Consider the following 22,793-nt stretch of genomic DNA (forward strand, 5'->3'; position numbering starts at 1 on the left):
CTGTGAGTTTCGTTCATCTCTCTGTTCACTCTGAATATTCATTGCATGACTCGCTGATTCGAGTCAAACCTCTATTCGAGCAGGTCAAGAAGCAGGGAATGCCTGCCATTGCCATCACAGATGGCTCAAACATGTTCGCCGCCATCAAAGCTTACAAGCAAGGCATGGCCAAAGGCGTAAAGCCTATTATTGGCGCCGAGCTCGTGATCAAGACAAGCCGCTTGCCGCGCTCGACCATGGGCTTTCTGTGCAAGAACGATGAGGGCTACCGTGATCTGTGCGAGCTGCTCTCCAGGGGTTACCTAGAGGCTCCGCGTGACGAGCTGGATCGTCCAATCATCCCAATCGAATGGTTTCAGGGCAAATCCACGAATCTTGTCGTCCTGTCTGGTGCTCGGGAGGGCGAGATTGGCAAGCATCTTTTGAGTCAGCGCAAAGACGCTGCTCGCGAATCACTTCAAGAGATGAAGGTGCTGTTCGGCTCAGACTTCTATCTGGAGCTCCAGCGTATTGGGCATGCTGCCGATGACCGCTATGTGAAGGCCGCCGTTTCACTGGCAGCTGAAACCTCGACCCCTGTCGTCGCAACGAACCCTGCGCGCTTTCTATCACCGGATGAATACACCTCTCATGAGCTGCGTATCGCAATTGGACAAGGCCGATCTGTCAAGGCGCTAAGGGAAGATCTCAACTCACCCTGCACGCACCATCAGTATCTCAAGTCGCCAGAGGAGATGCGCGAGCTTTTCAGCGACATCCCTTCGGCCATCGATAACACCATGCTCATTGCGGTCAAGTGCAGCGTTGATCTCACCCTTGGAAAAAACTATCTGCCTCAGTTCCCGGCCCCTGCTGGCATGACTGAAGGCGAATACTTGGAAAAGAGCTCCCGCGAGGGTCTTGAAGATCGCCTGAAATTCTATTTCAAGGATGATGCGGTCATTGCCCAGCATCGCAAGGAGTACGAAGACCGCCTGGAATTCGAACTCAATACCATCAAGAACATGGGCTTTCCTGGCTACTTTCTGATCGTTGCCGACTTTATCCGCTGGGCAAAGAAAAATGACATCCCTGTAGGGCCTGGCCGTGGATCGGGAGCGGGCTCGCTGGTTGCGTACGCCCTTGGCATCACCGACGTCAACCCGCTGCCCTACGCACTTCTATTTGAACGCTTTCTAAATCCTGAGCGGGTGTCGATGCCTGACTTCGACGTCGATTTCTGCATGGATAAGCGCGACCTTGTCATCCAGTACGTGGCCAATACTTATGGGCACGATGCGGTGTCCCAAATCATCACGTATGGCACCATGGCTGCCAAGATGGTGGTCAAGGACGTTGCGCGGGCCCTGGGCCACCCGTATCGCTTCGGAGACAATATCTCCAAGATGATTCCAAAGGTGCCCGACATCACGCTCAAGCGCGCCATGGAAGAAGTGCCTGCGCTTCGGCTCATGTATGAAACTGACAATGAAGTTCATATCGTGCTGGATCACGCTTTTGCTCTTGAGGGCATTACACGTGGCCGAGGAAAGCACGCGGGTGGCGTGGTTATCGCCCCGACAAAACTGACGGATTTTTCACCCACCATCTGCGAGGCTGATGGTTCGAGCCTGGTAACCCAATACGACAAGGATGACGTCGAGGCAGCAGGCCTTGTGAAGTTCGACTTCCTGGGATTGCGCAACCTCACGATCATCAACAGTGCTGTTAAATCGGTTAATAATCGAAGAGCCAAGCAAGGCCAGTCGATGATCGACATCCTGGATATTCCTCTGGATGACAGGTTGACCTATGAGCTTTTGCAGCGCTGCGAAACAACGGCGGTTTTCCAGCTTGAGTCCTCAGGCATGAAAAACCTGATCAAGAACCTCAAGCCAGACTGCATTGAAGACATCATCGCTCTGGTGGCTCTCTTCCGTCCAGGCCCTCTGCAATCGGGCATGGTGGATGACTTTGTTAACCGTAAGCATGGTCGAGCAGAAGTTACTTATCCGCACCCATTGCTTGAACCCATCCTGAACATGACCTATGGCGTTATCGTCTATCAGGAGCAGGTCATGCAGATCGCCCAGGCAATGGCCGGTTATACACTGGGCGAGGCAGACATGCTCCGTCGTGCCATGGGTAAAAAGAAGCCTGAGGAAATGGCCAAGCAGCGGGCGATTTTCGTAAAGGGCTGTTTGGGAAATGGCATTGATGAGGCATTGTCTGGTTCGGTTTTCGACCTCATGGAGATGTTTGCGGCATATGGCTTCAACAAGTCTCACTCAGCCGCATACGCCTTGGTCGCGTATCAAACCGCATGGCTCAAGGCTCACTATCCGGCTGACTTCATGGCGGCGGTTCTGTCCTCGGATATGGATAACATCGACAAGGTCGTGCGCTTTATTCATGAGTGCAGAAGCATGGGCCTTGAGATCATGCCGCCTGACGTAAACCTGTCTGAGTGGAATTTCACCACGCATGACGGGAAGGTTGTCTACGGCATGGGCGCGATCAAGGGACTAGGAGAGGCAGCTGCTCGGAACATCATGGAGGAGCGCAAAGCCGGTGGTCGGTATGAAAACATGGTTGATTTTCTGTATCGCAACTCAGTCAACAAGAATGTGACCGAGGCGTGTATCAATTCAGGCTTGTTCGATTACACCACGATGGACAGGGCCGAGCTTCTGGCAACGTACCCGCTGGCGCTTCAGGCCAGCAAGCAGATGAAGAAAACCATCATGCAGGGCTCGCTATTTGACTTTGAGCTCCCGCCTGCACCTCGCAAGCAGGTCGAGGCCATGGAGATTGATATTCGCCTAAACGGTGAACGTAAATCACTGGGCCTGTATCTGACAGGCCATCCTTATTCACGGTTTGCGCCCATGCTGCGCAAATCCATGACCGGAACCTTGGCCCAGGTGCTGGATAATGCCGAGGATGAAAGCATTGCGCCACACGAAAAATGGCAGTCAGTGACCATCTCTGGCCTGATCACTGATGTCGAGGTTAAGAGCAATTCACGTGGCTCCTATGCCTTCTTCAAGATCGATGACAACACCGCTCGGGTTGATTGCAGCATCTTCAGCAAGGCATATCACGACTACCAGGCATTCATCCGAGACGATAGCATGGTCGTGATGAAGGGCTGGGTGAAAACCAATGCCAAGACGGGGGCGGTTTCGCTGACGGTTGATGTTGTGCAGCCACTTTCAAGCTTTATGGAAAACCAGCCTGGACAGCTTGTGATCACGCTGAACCCTGGCGAAAGGCCAATGCGCATCATGGGGGCTCTGCACGCACTTCTTGCGAACCAGGAAGAGGGCAACATCAATTTTGGCGTAAGAGAATCCGCCGATGGCGAAGTGAGCGACCTCCCCGCTCAAGGGGTGCCAGGAAACGCTCCGGTTCTGCGCAAAATCCTTGAGAAGTTCGAGGGCCGCGCAATGATCGAATACGCGAGTGCCGAACTCAAACGCGGATCCAGAAAGCAAGCGTCAGACATTCAGCCAATGCAGTCGATTGAAGACCTCGAAGCCCTGAAGTCATCGTTGCGCAAGGAGCTGGAAAAATACCTCAATGATGCGGCATCAGTCATGAGCCGCTCGGTTGAAATGACCCCTTGACCAACCCTAGAAAGGCCTCCAGATGGAGGCCTTTTTCATGCCGCCACCCTGATAAGGCAACTTTAAGCCTGTAGAACTCATGCTTACGCAAGATTTTGCGATTTTCCAATATTGGTTATATTTAATTTAACGTGTTCGTGGAGCTTGATAAGTAAGGGTTTGATAAACATGTATTTAGCACCAGTTCGAACAAAGCCGACTTATTCCGAATTCATCCAACTTCCTTATTACGGCAATTGTCTGTTTCTGTTATGTTTTTTGTATAACGCTTATTGACGAACAGGAATAGCTAATATAGAGTTGGTTTATTGACTAAGCGTCACATCCCATAATAATAAAAATAGGGGTCACCATGAATACCTTCCGCGCCGAGATTCTTGATCTCGTAAAATCTGCCGTACCCGCAAAAGAGCCTGCCCGTGATATCGAAATTTCGCTCCAGTACTTTGGCTGGGATGGCCTAGGTGGTTGCAGTATGCAATCGGTAGGTGAAAAACATAAGCTCACCCGCGAACGTGTCAGACAGATTACTGGAAAAATTTCGCGCCACATGGCTGCACAGTCCGAAGAAAAGTTGACGACTCTGCCCTCCCTTTTATCCATGATCAATGCTTACGCGCCCGCCAGCGCTGATCGCATTGAAAGCCTCCTGAAGAATCACGGACTGGGAGAAGACCGCCTTGAGGGTGTCTTGCAGGCAGCAAGACAGTTTAATCGCCCTGGCAAGCACCTTCGGGTAACCGAAGAATTTGGCAATCGCTTTGTTATTCTGCCTGATATGGAAGGCAGCGCTGAAAAAGTTATGGCCAAAGCCCAAAAATTAACCAGCCATGTTGGTTTTATCTGCCTTGATGAACTGATGTATCTACTGCCAGGCATTCCTCGTGATGCTGCACTTGATTTCATTCGTGATGTTTTATCGCTACGTGATGACGTGGTGTGGCTTGATGAGGCTCACGAATGGGTTTGGTTGAAGGATGCCCCTCGTAATCGACTGGTCACTTGCCTGTCAAAAATGCTGACATTGTTCGCAAGCACAACGCTCGACAATGTCCGTGCCGGGGTCAATCGTTACTTCCGCAAAGGAGACTCTGCCCCGCCGAAGTTATACGCGCCCGATCAGGTTCTTAAAGCGTTTCTTTCTGCCTGGGGCCAGGCATCCTGTTCGCCCGCTGGCATCGTGCGCAAAACAAGCGCTTTCGAACCTTCTGTCGAGCCTCTGGAAATGGAAGAGTCAATCGCACTTCACATCCTTAATTCACCAGAAAAGATGGTTCGCGAAAAAGAACTTGAAAACGTTCTTGTTCCAGAGATGGATGGAACAACACACCCAAAGAAGTACAATTTCTCAATCGCGCTAAATTACTCCCCACTTATTCGTAAGGGAGAAAAGCGTGGGCAGTATGTGGCAACTGGAACAATCTGAGTCAGCATGAAGAAAGAAAAGGTCAGCAAAAGCTGGCCTTTTTCTTTAACAGGTGGGTTTGAAGTCTCACTTGCGCCAGGAATATACTGATTAAAAGAGGTGCAACCGATGAAAATTCAATTTACACTAATTGATCCCGACTTGATTTCTCGCTCTGATGGAAATCAAACCATCGTGATGGGTATAGCCAAGACCAAGGAGGTTATGTCCAATTACGATCTCAAATATTTATCCCTTGGCCATGCACTGGGAATGAAAGCAGGGGTTTTGTTTGATACCCATGAGAACCTCATGCATAGGGATGAATACATCACCCACGATCTTCATTCAATGCTTACCAAACCGATCTGGGAGCGCACTGAGGCATTTGATAACGTCTCCGGTGAAATCACATTTCTTAAAACGCAGCCTATCGAAGTTGATGAGGCTCTGCCTCACAATTATATATTCCTTGGACTGCTTTGTGGTCAGCGGGAGCACATCAAATCATTTGTTGGTCACATCAGTGAAATCCAGCTGCCAAGTGACCCCGAATCTGGGCAACCAAGAATCGCCCCGGTCAGCACATCCAGCATCGAAGCCAATCACATCATGGGATCACGCTTCACGACGATGCTCAGTCAGGTGATATGGGGGTGGGGCTGTGAAAAGCGCGGCATGCGCTACCTCAACAGTGAGCAAGAGGCGCTGAAGACATTCAGTGCCGTCAAGAGCTACTTGGATACAGGCAAAGTAACCCCGGAGATGACGCAATACGGCGTCAGCCGTGACCCGGATTATTTACGCTACCTGCGGGCCCTTAACAAGTTTGAGCCTTTGACCTTCAGACAATGGGAAACCAAGAGTGAGCGTGATCATGCCAAAGCGCTGGCGAACAAGGCGGTGAGGCAAATGCAATGCGAGGTAGAGCCAGGCTGAATGCTCTACTCAATGGCCTTACAGGCAAAGCTCATCCTCGCGTGAATCGACGGCATGGACGCCGAACGATCTTAGATCCGGCAATACAGGGCACGGCATGACGAATGCCTTGTTCAAGGCGTCTGACAGCAAGCGCAAGGTCTGTTCATCGTCGTACTCAAGCCCATTTAAAGCCATAGAGATGCGGCTCATCTGACGCTCTGTTTCCGCTTCAGCCAAGGCAATGCCGAGTCGGAATGGATTCGGGTGCTGAGCGCTGGCAGAATCAATGTGATCTACCAACAGGCTGTAACGACCATCGTGCGCAGCAATGTACAACGCAAGCGCTCGCGCAACCTGGCGCATTTCTGACTTGGTCAAAGAATCGGTCAACGCGAACGCAGGTGCTGGCGAGCTGCTGACCATCTTCACATGCTTCCACTGCTCCTTCACCCGCCCAATCTCTGGTGAGGTGAATTGAGACCACAGATCAGGATGGCCGATCTTAAGCCCAGCATTGAAGTCGAGGGCCTTCTGTATCGAATTGAGCAAAGACTGGCTTATTTTGAGTGCAAACATGGCTTTAAACCGAAAATGAGGATCCGCATCCACAGGTTGTTGATGCGTTTGGGTTGTTGATTGAGAAACGGGCACCAGCCAGAGACTCCTGATAAGCAATCGTAGCGCCTTCAAGGTAGGGATAGCTGAGCGGGTCGATAAGCACTTTGAGCCCATGTAGCTCACATACGACATCGTCTTCACCTGGTTCATCCTCAAACGTGAAACCGTATTGAAAGCCGGAGCAGCCGCCACCTTGCACGAAAACACGCAGGTAAAGGTCATCCTCGCTCTCTTCATTCATGAAGTCACGAACCTTTTGGGCCGCCTCCTCTGACATATGTACCAGCGGCGCATTAGGGTCAAATGCTTCTACGCTCATCATGATTCTCCAAAGCAGAAACCCCGAAAAACGGGGATCTGTATCAATTTTGATTGATGGTAAAGGGTAGACAAAGGTGTGTCAATAACTCTAATATATCAGCCCTCAGGAGAACCGCATGACATCCGACAACCAACTCAGGATACCGCAGGCCGTTATTGACAGCCTCGTCACCAACACCGACATCGTGCACACCGTAGGAAGCGCCATCAAGCTCAAGAAGCAGGGTAAGGACTACGTCGGACTGTGCCCCTTCCACAAAGAGACGACACCTTCGTTCAGCGTCTCTACGGTCAAGCAGTTTTACTACTGCTTTGGATGTGGTGCGGGTGGCAACTCCATGAATTTCAAGATGGAATACTTCGGCAAGTCTTTCATCTCGGTCATTCAGGAGATGGCTGAGGACAACGGGATTGACCTCACGCCCTATCTCAGGATGGCTCAAAGCGGCCAGCTGGAGTTCAAGCTGCTGCCGGCTATGGCCAAAGCATCTGCGTTCTTCACGGACGAGCTGTCAGCCTGCTCGGCTGACTCTACCGTTAGACAGTACCTGCAAGGTCGATCCATCAGTCAGGCGGCTATTGATCGTTTCCAGCTTGGGTTTGCGGGCAGCAGCCCCCGAATCGTGGAGGCGCTTTCGAATGTCAAGGAAGAGATGGTGCTAGGCGGAATTCTTGAGGAGGGTGAGCGCGGCATCTTCTCCTCATTCCGTGATCGCTTGATGATGCCCATCCGCGACACCCGTGGCAAAACGATTGGCCTGTCTGGTCGAACGCTTAAGGAAGATGTCAAACCAAAGTACAAGAACTCAAAGGAAAGCCAGCTGTTTTCTCGCAACAGTGTGCTCTATGGGCTCTACGAGGCGCTCGAAACCTTTGGTGTTGAGAAGCTTGATCACATCGATGTGGTTGAGGGACAGATCGATGTAATTGCACAATGGATGATCGGTCGCCCTGCTTGTGCAGCAATGGGATCTTCTGTATCGCCCCAGCAGCTGCGGTTACTGATGCGGCACGCCAAAAGCATCACCTTCATGTTTGATGGTGATGCCGCAGGCATCAAGGCAATGATACAGGTGTGCCTGCTGCTGCTTGAGCATGTTGCAGAACATGACACGAACTTCAATGTGACCATGCTGCCCACGGGAGAAGATCCGCACAGCTTGATTACCCAGAACATGGCGCTATTCGAGCAGAGCATTCAGAACCCCATGCCTTGGCTGGATGCGCTGTTTATGTACATGCCAGAAGCCGCCGATCTTGAAACAGACCGGGGGCGTGCGGAATTCGCAAGTCGCTGTGTCGAGCTTATTCACGATACACGCGACCCGCTTCTGCGCCATCAGGCAATTGAAAAAGCCTCCAGGGCATGTGGCATTCCAGTTCAGACACTGAATGAGCGTTTGCTGTCACTCCCTTTATCGCGCAGCGGTCAAGCAAACAAAAATCCTCAGCGCCTTGTCGAGGATGCGGCCATTCGTTTTGCTCGGATGATTTGGGACGAGCCTCACCTGGCGGCTCAGGTGAAGCATCCCACCCTTTGGGTGGAAGAGGGCGATGCTCTAACAGCCTTGCTTGGGCAGTGGGTTGCAGATTGCCATGCGGGTGCTTTCGACGGGCAATACTCCGAGGCGGATATGGAGGCATTGAATGCCAGCCCTGAGCGACTTGAAGAGATTGAGGCAAAAAGCCGCTGGCGGGTGGCTGGCGCTGCGTTGGGCAGGCGCCTTGTCGGAGCGCAGATTCCAGGTCTTACCGAGCTCCTGATGAAGGAGGAGCCTGAATCTGGCTCAAGCGTGGCTCTTGCTCATGCCTGGCACATTACTGGATCTTGCGCAGCCAAAGCGATGGCGTCCATTTCCCAGAAAGCCAGCATGAACCTGCTTAGTCCAGAAGATAGAACACGGTTTTCCTCCCTTATGCTTATCAGAAAGGATGCAGCGACCCGATTAAGGGCGTGATTAAAGCCTTCAATATAGGCTAAACTAATTGGAAAAGAGGGTATACAAATGAGTGATGCATTCAACAAACAAACGCTAAGCCGCTTGCGTAAGATGGATATTGACGAGCCCTGGGAGCTTGTCATGCACCTGCCGTCCAGTTACGACGACTATACCGCACCACTCAAGAGTATCCCTGCTATCCATGCCCTTGGTAATGGCAAGCCTTTCTATGCAATGCTCAAGCTTGATAACGTCATCACCATGGCTCAAATCAAGCAGGAGAAGGCGGCCAAAGGTCAAAGCACTGACTCCAAGGGGCCAGACTATGTCCGCGTTGAGCTTTCTGATGGGCTTCGCAAAACCACATCGCTCGTCTTTGGTCGTGTAGACCCCTGGCTTCAGCTGAAGAATGGATCCATCAATCGGATCATTCACCTTTCGGGACGAGTCGACGTAAAAGGGCAATTCACCAATCTGGTTGGTCTTGAGGTTGTCCCAGCCGCCGACCAAAACAAGCTGGTTGCGCGCTATCGCGGGAAGAAGGGTGTACTAACGCCCATGAAGGTGGCTGAGCTCACCAAGATTGCGCTCATCCATTACGCGGATCGGGCGGTCGAAGAGATGCTTGATGAACTCGGTGTCGATGAGACCACCGTCATGTCCCAGTGCCGCATTCCATTTAATAACCTCAAGCAACTTCTGATTACGCTTCACGCGCCACGTAACCAGGAAGATTTGAACAAGGCTCTCAAGTCAGCGCGTCGACTCAGTGCGTATTCAGGCATCCGCAAGGCCATGGATGCAACAGTGCGCATGCCGAGACCTGATGCAAGAATTCCCCTGGATCGTGATCTTATTCGCGATCTGGTCATGCAACACCCGTTCACGCCCACAAAGGATCAACGCCAGGCCATTTGGGATGTGGTGTGCGACCTGGATAACGACACGCCGATGGATCGCCTGCTTTCTGCTGACGTCGGCAATGGTAAAACCATGGCTTATGGTATTCCTGCCGCATACGTCAGCAAGACAGGTCGTAACGCCGTGGTGATGCTGCCTACGGAGCCTCTGGCTGGTCAGGTCGCCCAAAACATTCAGAATTGGTATCCCGAGATCAAGGTTCGGCTGGCTACGGCTGGGTTCAATGAAAAGGCTGAGCAGGGCGATATCCTGGTCGGGACAACCGCGCTACTTCCATGGCTTGCTAAAAATCCAGACTGGAAAGTCGATTTCGCCATTGTCGATGAACAGCAAAAGATGGGCACGGCTCAGCGAGAGGCCCTGAATGGCCTAGGAACACACGTGTTGGAAGCTACGGCCACACCGATCCCAAGAACCATGGCGCAGACGATCTTTGGCGGCAAGAAAGTATCTCTGATCAAGGATTGCCCTGTTGTCAAGAACATCACTTCACACATGCTTGGAAATAGCCAAGACCACAAGCTTGAGGCTTACAACATGCTGTCGAAGTGGTTGGCAGCTGGGCGACGCGTAGCGGTGATCTACCCGCTTGTTGCTGAACAGCAGGCTTATTACTTTCACATTACGGCAGATGATCAAAAGTCAGCGGAAAAGATCGGGGCGCTCATCAAAAAGGTTGGCCTGAGCATGAAGTGGGTTCGCGCTCATGATCACGAAGATAACAACACCATCCTCAATGAGCTGGATAACACCATCAACAGTGGATTTCTGGCCGAGTTTCATGGTGAAGAGTCCGTCTTCAACAGGCTTCAAAAGCGATTCGCACGCTACATGGGTGAATCAGCAGGATCCATCGAATATCTGGGCTCCAGAGTCGACAGTGATCTGAACGAGCGCAACCGCATGACCATTATCCGCAACAAGGACAATTGGGAGAAGAAGCGCCCAGGTCGAATCGCCATGATTCATGGTCGATCAAAGCGCGATGAAAAGATCGCCATCATCAACCATATGAACTCCGGTGGGGCAGACATCCTGATCTCGACAACACTTATCGAAATCGGCGTGGACGTTAAAGACCTGAATGCCTTGCTCGTTGTGAACGCTGAGCAGCTCGGCGCCTTCACGCTGCACCAGCTGCGTGGCCGAATTGCACGTAACGGGGGTGAGGGCGACTTCATGATGATGACCGGATGCCCGATCAGCGAGCTCGAAGACACCGCACGAGAGCGTCTGGATCTTTTGATGAAATTCAAAAGTGGTGATGACATTGCGCTGTACGACATGGAGCAGCGCGGCTTCGGCAACCTTGCAGCCGGGGGCAAGAGCCAAAAGGGCTTCGAAGATGGACTGTTCCCATCCATCAAGCTATCCCCATCTGAGCTCGACACCTTCCTCAAGGAGTTTGCGAGGGACATTCAGGCCCAAAAGGCATTGCCGTCTGCACCTGTCTGCGAGGGGCCATGATTCGAAAATATTGCCATTTTTTATGGCGTTTATCGAGTACGCCTATCGACATTTGGGCTAAAGCGCATGGTGATTTATTGACGCCAATGGTGCGCTAAAGCCTTGAAATCTATTCAGAATGAGGCCAGATCGGTTTGATTGGCCTTAAACCCATTCTGTTTGGGCTTAAATTCAACTAACAGTTGACTATTCACTTAGTTATGGGTATATTGCCAATCAAGGACTGGAGTGAGAGAGGCAAAGCCTCCTCACGTGACGGAAATAGGGCTCATTCAGTAAAATGGGCTCGCATGGAGGTCAACTAAGATGCGATTCACTCAAGAACACGTTGCAAAACACCCATCCCTTACAGACTTTGCGCCAGCTACCAAGAACCTATCCCGCTTGGAAGCCGAAGTTACAGCCATCTATAGCCAGATGGACATCGAGCCTGAAGAAGCCAAGATGACCCTTGAAGCCCTGCGTCGCGAGGCTCTCAAGTGCCACAATACAGGTCTTGAGCTCAAGAATGAGTACGAGATGACGCTTGGTCTAGACTTCGTGGCGGGTGATGAGGCTGACAAGGTTATGGAGGTTGCCTCCGCTCGCCAGTTGGTTGCTGAGCCATACCTGAAGGCATACAACCTCGAAATCATTTCCAACCGAATCCTTCGCGCTGTTCGCAGCGGCTCGAACAATACTGCTGTGACTGCGACTCGCAAGCTGCACAATGAAGTTGTCGGTTGCCGCAAAAGTCTGCATGTCATGTTCTACAGCCTTCCCGACCTGGGCATGACGTTTGACCAGTGGTACGGAATGGCAGAGCCCATGCGCAAAAAACTGCGCAAGGCTGGTCGCCCAGGCATGCCGCTTGAATGCCGCCTGATGCAGGTTGCGGCTGATGAAAAGAGCCTGATGAGCAAGATCGTCAAGGAGTCCGGTGGAAAGATCGATACGCTCGACAAAGCCATTGAAGGCGTTTCTCTGTCCAATCGTGGTCGTCCAGCCGCAAGCCCGCTTAACAAGCTGGATCGTCGACTGGCCAACCTGCGCAAGGATCTGGAGGCTCTGATCGCTTCGCCTGATGAACCCCTTCCTCAGCGTGAGCAGGGTACGCCAGGGCGTCTGCCGGCGACTCGTGCCGAGAAGATTGACAAGATGCTTGATCGCATCAAGGATGTCGAGGCACTGATTCTTGCCGAAGAATCCGAGCTCCAGGGTGTCGAGAGGCCGCGTCGAGAGCTTGAAAAGCTGCGCGCTGCTCACCGTGATCTGGTTGGCATGGAGTCGACCGTCAAGGGCAAGGAGCTGACTCACCTTCTGCTATCGACGCTGAAGAACGAAGAAGATCAGCTTGAAATCGTGCAGAAGATCTACGAGTTGGATCCAAACGCGAAGGAAACGCCGACTCATCAGGTCAACCCCAAGGCGACCCGCGACCGTATCAATCGCCTGCGCATGAGTGGCGATCTGGATGAGGCGGAGCTCAAGGTTCTTGACCACATCGAAGAAAGCATGCGCAATACCAAGGTCATCCGCGCCCGATAAGGTGGATGGCACCCAAAAGTCCGGCAATGCCGGGCTTTTTCGTTTGATTCTTGGCTTGAGATTGGGTCGCTTAAACGACTTCACATGATCAGCACTAAGAAGTCATACTGTAAAAAAGGTGGAATCACAATGAACGATAAGCCACTAGCAGTAGACATTGCCAAAGATCTTGTTTCCTTGACATCCTCCCCGCCCTAAAGAGCGGGGATTCCCCCAGCGGGACGCTCATGCCCGAGCGCGAGAACGTTCCTGGCCGCGTTGATATCGCGGTCGTGCGTGACACCACACACACATGTCCATTCTCTTATTCCAAGCCCTGCGATACCTTTCGGCCTCGTGCTGGGTAAGGCACCACAGCACGAACAGGTTTGGGAGGTGTAGGCTTCGTTTGCGACCCTGAAAACACCGCCTGCGTAAGCGCATTTGTATTCCAGCAATGTTTTCAACTGACCCCATCCCGCATCGAGTACGGATAGGGCCATCTTGGTCTTGACGAGTTTTTTCGAACTGACGTTACCCACCACGATAAGCTGATTGACTTTTACGAGCTCGGTGGTGAATTTGTGTAGCGAATCCTTTCTTCGATTCCTGATCTTGGCATGCAGTGCGCGGGTGCGCGTCTTGTTGCCTGAACGCTGAGCGATTTTCGGCTTTGGCAGTAAGTCGCGATAGAACCTGCCAGCCTCAAGCTTGCTCGTGTCGCTGCACGTAGCCGTGGTCTTGAGGCCCAGGTCAATACCGACCTTGCCTGCACCTCAAGGCCTGACCTGCTTGACCTCTACCGCGACATTAAAATACCAGCGCCCTCTGGCGTCCTCGCTGAAGCTGCCTGCGAGAAATGTGTAGTCGACCAGACCATAGCTGTCCCAGACCTTGAAAAATTGTCCGTTGTGATAGACCTGACCGTTTTTCCAGGTGGCGGCGCCTGTATTGAACGGAATCCATCCGAGAGATCGCTTAGCGCCCACGCTTTTGCGCCAGTTCAATTTGTACTTTTTAAATTGCTTGCGGCGAGTGACGTACTCCTTGGCGACCACCTGAAGCGTCTGGCTGTGCAGGCCGAGAAGCTTCCCAGCGCCTTTGGTATAAGGGTGGAGGTCGAACTCGGAGAGGAATACGCCTCTTTCTCGGATCGATCTCGCGCTGAGGTCGTTGATGTAATTCCAGACGAAATTGACACTCGACGCCATTCGCTTAAGTGCGGGCGCGTGCTTGTCCTTGATTCGGACGCGGAGTGTCTTGATGATTTTCATACCCTAACTATGAGAGCAGTCCTGACGGTTTTAAAGGGCAAAGATCGCTTCGCGATGGGGTCTTATATCCCCACCCTGAACGGCGGGGTTTTACGACCCGCTTGATAACGAAAAGCAAATTGGGCTGATCATGCATAACAAGAAAGACAGCGGCGAAACGCTGAAAAAGGTTTATGAGGTGGTTGGTGACAGATTCATTCTTAAGAAAATGGATGGACGGCGTCGTAAAACAACCCTCATGTCTGAGATGGATCTTTGAATACAAACCGCTTTTCTGGCGCCTTGTTTTTGATTTTTGACTGGACACGATGAACCTTGACGCCGTTTTTCACGGGGTAAAAGGTTGTCCAGTACGAAAGGCTAAATGCAGTGCCGTACCATTTGGCCTCATGCCGATTGATGTAAAAGAGATGGGAGAGCCAAAACAGCACCCCTGCGATGCTGCCCATGACCCATGAAAAAGCGGGTGGAAGCGTTTCAATGCGGCCATTGGCAAGCAGGCGAAGCCCAATTTCGCGAAGGCTTTCTGTAAGCCCGAGCTGATCGGCCTCATTGACCCAAAAGATTGGCATAGCCTGATTTAGAATCAATGGAAAGGATGTCATGACAAGGAAGACAATGCCGAGCAATGAAAGGGCAGCGGCTGAAATCACTCGAACGTTATGGCGCTTCCTGAGCCTATGCGCAGCCTCAAGCTCGTCTTCAGAGAGCAGCTTAAACCCGCTGATTGTTTTTTGCTGCATGGCATTTCTCGTACAGTCTTGAATAATCGTTGATTATTATAACGCTTATCCACAGGCAGTAAAGGCTTTCCAGTAAATCGTGAGTCTAAATTGACAGAAAACACCTAAGTGCTCGCGTTTTTTCATGAATCTTGTCACTAATAAGCGTATTTCGAGTTCACTTTTCGTTGTCAATTGTGCTGTAATGAAAAAAGCAGTCTACAGGCACAAGGGGGCTCCTATGGAGAGCCTGAGAAATATATTCAATAAAAAATTCAGGCAGCACTATCAGCCCATTGTGGACATGCAGACGCTTGACCTCATTCGTTACGAGGCACTGTTGAGGCCACTTGGCTTTTCCAATGACACCGAGTCGCTCATCAGAAACATGGAGCGGGCGGGTGAGATTACAGAGCTTGATCTATGGGCCATCAGAAGCGCGATAAATAACGTCGCCGAGCTTGATGAAAAACCAACCATTGCAATCAACGTATCTGCTAGCAGTATTTGCGATCCCCTTTTTCATGAAGAGGTTGACTGGCTTCTCAGGCACAAATCCAGCGACACCAAGATTGGTTTTGAAATTACAGAGTCACAGCCAATTTCGGACATGCGCCTGGCCCATCGCTTCGTCGAAATGGCCAAGAAGTCAGGTTGCAGTGTTGGGCAGGATGATTTCGGTACTGGTCATGCAAGATTCAGGGTTGCCGAGCAATTAGAGCTCGACTATGTAAAGCTATCGGCACGACTGACGACCATGATTGAAAGCAGTCAACAGGCACGCTCCATGATTGAAAAGACTGCAAAACTCTGTGATCTTTTCGCCATGCAGGTGGTCGCTGAGCATGTGGACAATCCCAAGCAGTATGGCTGGCTTCGAGATGTTGGTGTTGAACATGGGCAGGGATGGCTCTTTGCTAAAGCCTCAAGCTCACTCGATGTGAGCAGGAATTTCCGCAACGAACTTCAGCAGGCAATTACTGCTGCATCATCACCCGCCCAGGTGAGAGCCAACGTGCTGGCCATTGGGATTTAATCGCTGCCTGGCCAGAAGCGGCTTTGCTGGTCAACCCGACGTTACTGATCCCAGGTCTCGCTACAGCAATCGCCCTGGAGCCGTCTAACCAGATTCCAGTTACGCATACTCGGCGCGCCTGCGCGCTTCGCTTGCCTCGACGATTTCGGCCAACAACCCTCGCCATGTATCCACGTCGATCAATCCGGCATCATGCATCGCAGTGACATAGCCAAGCGTCATCGAATGCTGGGTGTTCGCCATGCTGATCGTTGGCTGCAATCCGATAAGCTGAATATCCATGTACACCTTCGCCAGCAGACTGGCTGTCTTCGGTGGCGCATCACTGGCAAGAAGGTAAGAAAACTGATCGCGGCGATTCTTGCTCATGACAAGAAGGGCTCCTCACTGGTGCGGCTGAACTTCAACACCAAAATGACTGGACAGTATGTGTATGAGTTTCGCGTATAGCCTTGGGCTTTTTTGTTTCATTTTTGCGCTTGCAGGGCAGATGCCATCCTCAGGGAAAACCAGCACATGATGCTTGCCCAGTAAAAACAATGCCCTCAAGGCCTCTGTCATCATTGAGTCTTCATCTGGTCGATCTGCAAAAAAGGCATCGTTGCGCAGATGCGGATATCGCCTGATCGGAATTCCAAAGGCATTGGGCTCATGCCGGATACAGGCGCTACCGCCTGTACCCTGGTGCACGAGATCATCACCAAACACAAAGATCTTATCCGGGTTTAGGCGGGCGATTTCGATGCTGAACTGCTTCGCCACTTCGATCTTCATGCCTGGTCGCTCTTACTTTTTCTTGACGTGCTGGTCAATGAACTTGCGGCACGCATCCATGCGGGTAAAAACCTCAGGCTTTGGCTTTTTGTCCTCAGGCAGCTTTGCCGCAATGTCCTTGGCCCATTTCAGCATCTTCTCGCTTGGCGGCTGGGCACTCATCGCGCCCTTATGCTTATCAATGAATGCCGATAGTTTTGCTCGATCATTTCGCTCTTCCTGTGTGGCTTTGACGCCTGCTGCCTGCTCAATTTTATTGAGCAGGTTCAACTGCGCTTCGCTTGGAGCGAAGCTCGAACCACTTGATCCTGAGCTGGTCGCGCCTTCTGACGCATCCTTCTTTGGGATATGCTCGTTTAGAAATGCCTGGGCCTTGGCCGGATCGGTCAGCGTTCCGGGTGGGGGCTTGATGCCCTTGCGGGTTGCTATGTTCTTGATCACTTCCTTCATGCGGGGTGTGACAGCTGAAGGTGCGCGATTAACGGCCTTGGACTCCTGGCCTCGATACGTATCGTTTACCTCACGGATGAATCGCTCGATGTCGCACAAGGTCTCTTCAATAAACTCGTCACGCATTTTGCTGGCTTTGAAATCATCCTCAAGTTCAGTCATATCCGAGAGCTTGCCCTCCCATTGCGCCGTGGTTTCAATTCGGTACATTTGGTGGTGGCCGTTTTTCATCAGGTAATTGATGAGCTCTTCACCTTTGGCCTCAAGGAAGAAGGTGTTGCTCTTGTCGGCACGAATGTAGTTTCGCACCTTCAGTGTCGGAATGATGTCCTTACGTGTAGCGGGCGTACCAATACCCTCAGGCTTGTTGGTGCCATCAGCCAGATACTTGCGCAGCTCAGGATCGTTCACTTCACGCGCTGCACTCTGCATGGCGCGCTCGAAGTTCTTTTCGCTGTAGCGACTCGGGGCCTTGGTTTGCCCTTCATCCATTGTAACTTTCTGGAGTGGAGCGGGAGTTCCGTTCTTGATTCTTGGGAGCTCATTGGCCTTGTCACCACCAGCATTCATGATGGCTTTCCAGCCAGGATCCACAGTGCGCTCGGCATTGGCCACGAAGATCGAGGAGTCATGACCAAGCATATCCTGCGTTGGCACTCGGAACGTGATTTTCTGGGTAGCCAGTTTGACCGGTGGCAGCATGGCCTGTACGAATCGCTCAGCGATCAACTGATAGGCGACACGCATATGCTCAGCGGTATGAGGCGTCTTGTTGTTGACGCGCTTTTTAGGCGACATACCGGCAAGCACGCTCGCGTTGACAGTCTTCTGAGACGGAATCAGGCCAAAGTGTTCCAGTTTTTTGTTAACAAAGACTTTTGGCTTGAAGGGCTTGTAATCGGCGTCTTTGCCATTGTGAATCGCGAGCGCCTTGTTCGCCGCCGCTGTTAGTCCAGGCAGCCCTGCCACGCAGCGTAGTCGCGAATCTCGCTCTGCTGGAGCATACATGTTCATGGGCAGTTCCCCGTGCGCAGTACGCGGATACGAAATAAAGCCCTGCTCGTACAGGTCTTCGATGACAACCTGCGCGACATCACCATTGATCTTGCAAGCGCCAGAAAGGGCTGACTTGGCGGCCACCAGATCAAACGTAATCGGCGGATGTTGCTCCTTGGTGCCCTCGGAGTATTCTTCCACGACCGCAGCGGCTGCGTTATCCAGCAGACGCTTGCGAAATGCCTTGACCTGCTCAACGCCTGTGAACAATGGCTTGTCCATCTTGCCTTCGCCTTCAAGACCCTGTGGCTCCCAGGTAACGCCTTCTGGCATGCGTTCGATGATTTCACGCGTGACCTTAGGGCGATACTCGGCATTAAGGAGCACGCTGGCAGCCAGAAATTCTGCGTTGATCTTGTAGAAGGTCTTCGGCACGAAGTGCCTGATCTCCATTTCGCGCTTGAAGATCATGTAGAGCGCAGCAGACTGAACCCGTCCAATTGAAACAACAGACTCGCGTCCAGCGCCAGTGCCAAGGTGGGAGCCGAGCAGGCCACGACGACCGTAGAATGTAAGCAGGCGAACAATGTACATGTACGCCCAATCACACCGTGCACGGGCTTCTGCTGCGCGAGCCAGCGATTTCTTGTCAGATGCTGGCAACAAGGACTTCATGGCCTGAGTCATGGACGTCTCGTCCATGCCGGATGCTAGCCAGCAGCGTCGGACGGGCTTGCGCCAATTGAAGTATTCAAGAATCGACCAGCCAATGTATTCACCTTCGCGATCCGAGTCGGTTGCCAGAATGACTTCGTCAGCATTGGCAAGTGCCGCCTTGATGACGTTCATACGGCCCTTGATGCTTCTAAATTCCTCAACGCCTGGCTCTTCGATGATCTTCATCTTCACGGCGCGGGGAATTGGGGCTAGTCGCTCAGGATCATTCCACCCAAGCGTCGGGTCAATCTCTTCAGGGCTTTGCATGGTCAGCAGGTGACCTCGTGCCCATACGACCTTAACCGGCGCGCCTTCGAAAGTGCCTTCGTAGCCGCCTTGTCCTGCGCGCCATTTCATCGCTTTTGCCATGGCATCGGCGACGTCTTTTTTCTCAGTAATAATTACACGGCCTTTCATCAGTCGATAAACCTCAAAACTTTTCGTTTGCTATTAATTGTCACTACATTTGGTTTGGCCTGCGGTCGCCTGACCTTCCCGCTCGCTTGTGCCTGGTTTGATCTTTTGGCCGATCCCTCCATCCTGCCATCGGCGACCAGCGCTTCAAGCTCCTTGATGGAGGGGAACTGCTGCTCATTTGCGGCCATGAGTGGTACTGCCTTCCCCCAGTTGGTGGTGCGCCCAATGGCCTTTGCTTCGCCCGGCTTGCCATAAACAGGCATTAGGCCCGAATAGGCCTTCTCAACTTTAGAAAGATAATTGTGCCGTTTGGCGGGTGTTTTCGAGTGGTAGTTGCCGACAGCAACCCACAGCTTTTTGGGGGTTTCCTGCATTCTCTGCCACAGCAGCCATGTCCCAGCCATTATGTTTTTGCAGGGGTCTACGATCAGATCCCGCATGCTGTAACCGAACTTCTTGCTTATCGCCTTGAAGTTAACGGTGTTGATCTGCATGACACCCATGTCATAGGTGTTATTGGTGTTGCGCATGTTGGTGCCAATCTGGCCACCCTCAACAGCGATCAATGTCTTGATGAAGATCGGGTGAATCCCGTGCACCTGTGAGGCCTGGGAGACGCATTGATTGAGTGTCGTCATGTCGACGGGCACTTCGGTATAAGGCATTACGAGCTCCTTCGCTGGGCGCGTTTTTTATTATTCTGGCGATGACCTGTCTCGAAGATGTCGATATCGAGCAGTTTTTTCATCAGCTTTTTCTTGAGCTGGTATTCCTTTGTCTTGAATCCTTTTGAATCCTCTACTACCAGCTTCCCGTTTTCTTCGTAAACGAAGTCAGCGATATAGGTGCATACCAGCGTATCACCAGCGATAAGCGGGTAACTGACCTGCTTTTTCAGATTGCTGATCTTGCCTGCTCGCTCCAGGAGCTGAAGCTGCAAGAATCGCTGATATTCCATTTTCGAATCGAAACGACCATGCTCGGTCTGGATGGCAATTGCATTGAATTTGCTTGGCCGTCCTTGTTTTTTGCCTTCGCCCTTCGCGCCTGACTTGCTGTCTTCCTGGAGCTGCCTGAACTCATCGAGAGACAGTGAGGTTTTGCCTTCTGGCAGCCTCAGGTGAGGAAAGCGAAGGGCGGACATCAGGCGTCTTCGCCTTCGAACATGGCTGGCATTTCAATTGGTGCCTTGCCCAGTCGCCTGCGCTTTGCATCTTCTTCGCGCTGCCAGTCGTCGCGACAGTAGGTGTCGCACCAGCGATGACCGGTCTCTAGCGGCTCTTCGCAAAAAAGACACTTTCCCGTTGCCTTCAAAACAGAGCTTTGCTCTGTGCGGTGACGCTGGAGGCTGTCTGCAATAAAACGCTCCTGGAATTCATCTGCCAGGTCGGCTTCGTCTGCCATGGTAAATCCTTTGATTCTATAGATTGATTGATGGTGATAGTGGCCGCTGGTGCCAAGGTGCGCACAATCTGCCACTGCGAAATGCATCTGTCAATATTAGCCTATTGAAATATGTGACGTAAAGGCCTCACAATAGAACAATCACGATCAGGGACGCCCCATGAGTCAGAATCAAGCCATCACATTAGAAAGCCTGTCGGCCTTACCTACCGTTCAGGAACGCATCGATCTATTGATGAGTCCGCTTAACCCCGGACAGCGCGAAGCTGCCATGCAGCTTGAGGGGCCTGTGGCCGCGATTGCTGGCGCCGGAGCAGGCAAAACCAAGACCCTGATCCATCGAACCGCGCACCTCTTGGTCAAGGGCGTTCCAGCCACAAGCATCATGCTTGTCACCTTCACCAACAAAGGGGCTGAAGAGATCAAGACGCGTCTGGAGGCGATGGTGGGCAATAATGCTCAATACATCTCCGCAGGCACCTTTCACTCCATCATCTTCCGCATCATTCTCAAGGGCAATGCAAGCCATCCTTACATGGAGAAAATCGGCCTGAACATGGAGGAGTGCGCGATCCTTGATGACTCAGACTCCAGCGAGCTTTTCAAAGAGGCTATTAAGCTGCTCGGTAAGGATGAGCAGGCCATGATCAAGGAGAAAAGCTGGGATAAGGAGATCGAGGCACTGATGGCATCGGCTCGTGCTCTGGGACAGGGCCCTGAAGAATTTGCCCGTGAAAAGATTGGCTTTGGGGACAAGGCAGACATCCTTTTTCGCCTGACCCACGATGTATGGCAGATCTACACACGCCTTTGCCGTGAATCAAATGGTATCGACTTTGATGACATCCTCGTCGTTGCCTCCCGCTTTCTTGAGGCGGCGCCAGATGCAGCCAAAGAGCTTGCTGAGCGGTATCGCTACCTGATGCTTGATGAATACCAGGACACCAACCCTGTTCAGATGAAAATCATGGACAGCATTGCCAGACACCACCAAAACATCTTTGTCGTGGGTGATGAAAAGCAATCGATTTATCGCTTCCGTGGCGCAGATGTCAAAGTCATCCTCGGGTTCAACAAGCGCTACCCCAAGGCCAAGATCGTCGAGATGGGCCTGAACTATCGGTCGACACTCAGCATCTTGAATGCAGCAAATTGTGTTGCGGGCCAGATGAGCCAGAAGGTCTCTGAGGGCATGCTCAAAAAAGGCCTGAACAACAACGCAGCCGACAAGCCTGTGGCGCTGGTTCAGTTTGAAAGTGACATCCAGGAGGCCAAGACCATTGCGGCCTCAATCAGAAAGGAAATGGCGCAAGGCGTGCCGGGTGAGGACATGGCCATCCTGTATCGCTCCCGTGTCCAGAAAAGCCTTATTGAGCGTGAACTGGTCAGCAGCGGCATCACCTATCAGGTTGTGGGTGACGTGGGCTTTTATCAGCGACGCGAAGTGAAGAACACCATCGCTTTTTTGCGCATGCTGTTTCGTCCATGGGATTCGATGGCTGTATTGCGCGTGCTTAAAAACACGAGCTTTGGCGTGTCTGACAAGAGCGCGAAGAAGGCCATGGCCAAAGGTCAAACGGCCCACGCCTTCCTCAAGGAGATGTCTGAAAAATGCCTCAAGGGCAATGAGCCTACGGCAGTTGCGCTAAAGCTCAAGCCTTTGCTGGGCGCCATGCAGTCAATCAGGCGATTGGTCGCCTACAACGAAGATCATCAGTACATTCGTGACTCCATCGAGCGGCTTTGGAAGGCTTATATGTCATCCAGCGTCAAGCGCGACGCTGAAAAGGACGAGGGGGCGGCGATTGACGAGGCCATGTCCTCTCGCATGCAAAACGTTAACTTCCTGTTGGATCGATTCTTTACCGACCTCAAAGAGGGCAGGAAGGCTGAGGACATCATTGATGAACTCAGCATGATGATCGACAACAGCAGCCAGGCGCGCGAGAAGTCGAGCATGGTCAAGATGATGACCATTCACGCATCCAAGGGGATGGAGTTCAAGCATGTCTACATGCCCGGCATGGATATGGATACCACACCCGGCGAGAATTGCGAAGATTTCGACGAGAAGGAAGAAGAGCGCCGGATTTTCTATGTGGGAATGACGCGCGCCATGGAAAAGCTGGTGATCACATTTGCCAAAACCAAGGTCAAGTATGGTCAGAAAATGGTTACCACGCCATCTCCGTATCTTGGTGAACTCAGCAGGGCGTTGAACCAGGACATCTTGATCTATAAGGCCAAAACACCTTATCGTGACGGCCCTTCCCGATAGCGCATAATTGACAAGCTT

The 22,793-nt window shown here is 52.0% G+C and carries 17 protein-coding genes and 1 pseudogene; 8 read left to right on the forward strand and 10 right to left on the reverse strand.

Translation table 11 applies throughout. From position 1 onward, the window contains the following. The first annotated feature begins 2 nt into the window (after nucleotides 1-2). The 3 genes from dnaE (at nucleotide 3) to P5704_025940 (ending at nucleotide 5,952) form a co-directional block, all read left to right on the forward strand. Nucleotides 3-3,608 (forward strand): DNA polymerase III subunit alpha, encoded by a 3,606-nt coding sequence (gene dnaE / locus P5704_025930; protein ID WOF81338.1) that lies wholly within the window; start codon nucleotides 3-5, stop codon nucleotides 3,606-3,608. A gap of 352 nt (nucleotides 3,609-3,960) precedes the next feature. Further along, entirely contained in the window at nucleotides 3,961-5,034 is a 1,074-nt protein-coding gene (locus P5704_025935) for a hypothetical protein (protein ID WOF81339.1), read from the forward strand. A 108-nt stretch (nucleotides 5,035-5,142) separates the two neighbouring features. After that, nucleotides 5,143-5,952 carry a hypothetical protein gene (locus tag P5704_025940; protein WOF81340.1) on the forward strand — a complete coding sequence of 270 codons (810 nt, stop codon included), beginning with the start codon at nucleotides 5,143-5,145 and terminating at the stop codon, nucleotides 5,950-5,952. A gap of 18 nt (nucleotides 5,953-5,970) precedes the next feature. Here the strand turns inward: P5704_025940 and P5704_025945 are convergent, their stop codons facing one another. Together P5704_025945 and erpA are read right to left on the reverse strand one after the other, a co-directional pair. Next, entirely contained in the window at nucleotides 5,971-6,510 is a 540-nt protein-coding gene (locus P5704_025945) for a hypothetical protein (GenBank protein WOF81341.1), read from the reverse strand. A gap of 4 nt (nucleotides 6,511-6,514) precedes the next feature. Beyond that, nucleotides 6,515-6,871 carry an iron-sulfur cluster insertion protein ErpA gene (gene erpA, locus P5704_025950; GenBank protein WOF82222.1) on the reverse strand — a complete coding sequence of 119 codons (357 nt, stop codon included), beginning with the start codon at nucleotides 6,869-6,871 and terminating at the stop codon, nucleotides 6,515-6,517. Nucleotides 6,872-6,989: 118 nt separating this feature from the next. Between erpA and dnaG the strand changes: the two genes are divergently transcribed. From dnaG to P5704_025965, 3 genes are all read left to right on the forward strand, one after another. Next, nucleotides 6,990-8,831: a DNA primase gene (dnaG, locus tag P5704_025955; protein WOF81342.1), complete on the forward strand. Its 1,842-nt coding sequence runs from the start codon at nucleotides 6,990-6,992 to the stop codon at nucleotides 8,829-8,831. Between the two features lie 48 nt (nucleotides 8,832-8,879). Beyond that, a complete protein-coding gene (locus tag P5704_025960) occupies nucleotides 8,880-11,201 on the forward strand; it encodes a DEAD/DEAH box helicase (protein ID WOF81343.1) in 2,322 nt (773 codons plus the stop codon). 306 nt (nucleotides 11,202-11,507) lie between these two features. Further along, nucleotides 11,508-12,728, forward strand: coding sequence for a hypothetical protein (locus tag P5704_025965; GenBank protein WOF81344.1), 1,221 nt, complete (start codon nucleotides 11,508-11,510; stop codon nucleotides 12,726-12,728). Between the two features lie 194 nt (nucleotides 12,729-12,922). Here P5704_025965 and P5704_025970 read toward each other — a convergent pair. Next, a pseudogene (locus P5704_025970) lies at nucleotides 12,923-13,981 on the reverse strand (transposase). 236 nt (nucleotides 13,982-14,217) lie between these two features. Continuing rightward, nucleotides 14,218-14,724: a hypothetical protein gene (locus P5704_025975; GenBank protein ID WOF81345.1), complete on the reverse strand. Its 507-nt coding sequence runs from the start codon at nucleotides 14,722-14,724 to the stop codon at nucleotides 14,218-14,220. 184 nt (nucleotides 14,725-14,908) lie between these two features. On the opposite strand from P5704_025975, the gene P5704_025980 reads away from it, so the two are divergent. Next, on the forward strand, nucleotides 14,909-15,739 hold the full coding sequence (locus P5704_025980) for an EAL domain-containing protein (protein WOF81346.1): 831 nt from the start codon (nucleotides 14,909-14,911) through the stop codon (nucleotides 15,737-15,739). Between the two features lie 99 nt (nucleotides 15,740-15,838). On the opposite strand, the gene P5704_025985 is transcribed toward P5704_025980, so the two are convergent. From P5704_025985 to P5704_026010, 6 genes are read right to left on the reverse strand one after another with little or no spacing between them, the layout of a single operon-like run. Continuing rightward, on the reverse strand, nucleotides 15,839-16,108 hold the full coding sequence (locus P5704_025985; protein ID WOF81347.1) for a hypothetical protein: 270 nt from the start codon (nucleotides 16,106-16,108) through the stop codon (nucleotides 15,839-15,841). Nucleotides 16,109-16,123: 15 nt separating this feature from the next. Beyond that, entirely contained in the window at nucleotides 16,124-16,513 is a 390-nt protein-coding gene (locus P5704_025990) for a hypothetical protein (GenBank protein ID WOF81348.1), read from the reverse strand. 12 nt (nucleotides 16,514-16,525) lie between these two features. Continuing rightward, a complete protein-coding gene (locus tag P5704_025995) occupies nucleotides 16,526-19,093 on the reverse strand; it encodes a DNA topoisomerase (GenBank protein ID WOF81349.1) in 2,568 nt (855 codons plus the stop codon). Further along, a complete protein-coding gene (locus tag P5704_026000) occupies nucleotides 19,093-19,758 on the reverse strand; it encodes a lytic transglycosylase domain-containing protein (protein WOF81350.1) in 666 nt (221 codons plus the stop codon). The genes P5704_025995 and P5704_026000 overlap by 1 nt, the downstream gene beginning before the upstream one ends. Then, the gene (locus P5704_026005) at nucleotides 19,758-20,237 is read right to left on the reverse strand and encodes a DUF1064 domain-containing protein (protein ID WOF81351.1); all 480 of its coding nucleotides are present in this window, start codon (nucleotides 20,235-20,237) and stop codon (nucleotides 19,758-19,760) included. The genes P5704_026000 and P5704_026005 overlap by 1 nt, the downstream gene beginning before the upstream one ends. After that, nucleotides 20,237-20,497: a hypothetical protein gene (locus P5704_026010; GenBank protein WOF81352.1), complete on the reverse strand. Its 261-nt coding sequence runs from the start codon at nucleotides 20,495-20,497 to the stop codon at nucleotides 20,237-20,239. The genes P5704_026005 and P5704_026010 overlap by 1 nt, the downstream gene beginning before the upstream one ends. Before the next feature lie 160 nt (nucleotides 20,498-20,657). Between P5704_026010 and P5704_026015 the strand changes: the two genes are divergently transcribed. Beyond that, nucleotides 20,658-22,775: a UvrD-helicase domain-containing protein gene (locus P5704_026015; GenBank protein ID WOF81353.1), complete on the forward strand. Its 2,118-nt coding sequence runs from the start codon at nucleotides 20,658-20,660 to the stop codon at nucleotides 22,773-22,775. Nucleotides 22,776-22,793 lie beyond the last annotated feature (18 nt).

The sequence above is a fragment of the Pseudomonas sp. FeN3W genome, assembly GCA_030263805.2.
Classification (GTDB): Bacteria; Pseudomonadota; Gammaproteobacteria; order Pseudomonadales; family Pseudomonadaceae; genus Stutzerimonas; species Stutzerimonas stutzeri_G.